This is a genomic window from Burkholderia sp. AU6039 (genome assembly GCF_002223365.1).
GTDB lineage: Bacteria > Pseudomonadota > Gammaproteobacteria > Burkholderiales > Burkholderiaceae > Burkholderia.
Map to the genome: position 1 here is coordinate 1 of NZ_NKFK01000021.1, position 1526 is coordinate 1526.

Genomic DNA, 1526 nt, shown 5'->3' on the forward strand with positions numbered 1-1526 from the left:
GGGCCTTCATTGGTGATTCTGAGGATCGTCGCGAGCGCGGTTCCGGCGATCACGTCGAGCGCGGTGCCGACGCCGACATGGGTGAAACGCCCCAGTGCCAGACCCTGCTCGATATGCGGCGGCAGGAACACGTAGATCAGGCTGCTCGGCCCCGCGGAATGCAGGCCGGCCGCGCAAATGAAGCGCGCCAGCAGCGGATACGCGCGCGCCGCGTGCAGGAACATGCGCACACCACACGCGATGCGGAGCGCCGGATCCTCATAACCGTGGACTTCCGCTTCGATCAAACGCAGCAACTCGTCGTTCAGTTCCTGCGTCACCGCCGCGAGCAGATCCTCGTTGGTGCGGAAGTATTTGTAGAACGTGCCCTGCGACACGTCTGCGGCTGCAATGACGTCCTGGATGACGCTTGCGCCGACTCCCTTTTCTGCGAACACGAGCATCGCGCTTTCGATCAGGCGGGCGCGCATGCGTTCGCGTCGCTCCGCCGCGACGCGGGTCCGATGGTCAACGGTCGTTTCATTCATGGCGGGAATTATACGGCGACGCAACAGACGCTCCGGCTGGCTAGGTGAAGACGAGTATATTGTCATGATGACAAATATCTCATTATTAAAACAAGCAAGCCTGATCAACCGTCTGGAGCGACTCCGCCGTGAATGCCCCGTTCATGACTCACGCAATGACTCAACGCACCGTTCGAGTCGGTGCGCGAACCATTTCCTTTACCGAAGCGGGCGAGGGCCCGGTGGTGCTCATGCCCCACGGCTGCGGTCCCGGCGCTTCCGGCATGTCCAATTACGCGCGCAATGTCGGTGCGCTCGCGTGCGTCCACCGGGTCGTCGTGCCCGACATGCCCGGCTATGGCAAATCGACGAAGGGCCTGGATCGCGGTGACCCGTTCGGCGACCTGGCCGCGAGCATGCTCGGGATGCTCGATGCGCTGCGTATCGAGCGCGCGCACATCCTCGGCAACTCGCTGGGTGGCGCCTGCGCGTTGCGCATGGCGATCGAGCGGCCGGCAGCGGTCGGCCGTCTCGTGCTGATGGGGCCCGGCGGCGTGGACACGACGCGTGGGTTGCCGACGCCCGGCCTCAAGCGTCTGCTGAATTACTACAAGGGCGAAGGCCCGACATTGCAAAAGCTTGCGACGTTCATCCGGGGCGACCTTGTCTACGACGGCAGCCTTGTATCCGATGCGACGCTCCAGGAGCGCTTTCAGTCCAGCATCGACCCGGAGGTCGTCGCCAGCCCGCCATTGCTCGGCCCCAAGGGCATTCCGCAATTCAGGAAACTCGACTTCACGCGCGATCCGCGTCTGGCCGGCGTGCAAAACCCGACGCTCGTGTTGTGGGGAACGGAGGACAAGGTCAATCGACCGAGCGGTGCCCGCTCGCTGCAGCGGCGCATGCCGAACTGCGACGTGCATCTGTTCAGCAAGACCGGTCACTGGGTGCAGTGGGAGCGCGCTGACGAATTCAACGCGATGGTGGTGGCATTTCTGGCCGAAGACAGCGCCGACGCGC

The 1526-nt window shown here is 63.9% G+C and carries 2 protein-coding genes; one reads left to right on the forward strand and one right to left on the reverse strand.

Going from position 1 to position 1526, the window contains the following annotated elements; genetic code table 11:
- Positions 1 to 470 (reverse strand): TetR/AcrR family transcriptional regulator (locus CFB39_RS38420; RefSeq protein ID WP_256991570.1); only part of this gene is annotated, 470 nt, incomplete at its 3' end.
- A 212-nt stretch (positions 471 to 682) separates the two neighbouring features.
- On the opposite strand from CFB39_RS38420, the gene CFB39_RS38425 reads away from it, so the two are divergent.
- Positions 683 to 1526: alpha/beta fold hydrolase (locus CFB39_RS38425; protein ID WP_089476964.1), on the forward strand; the 844-nt coding region annotated here is incomplete at its 3' end.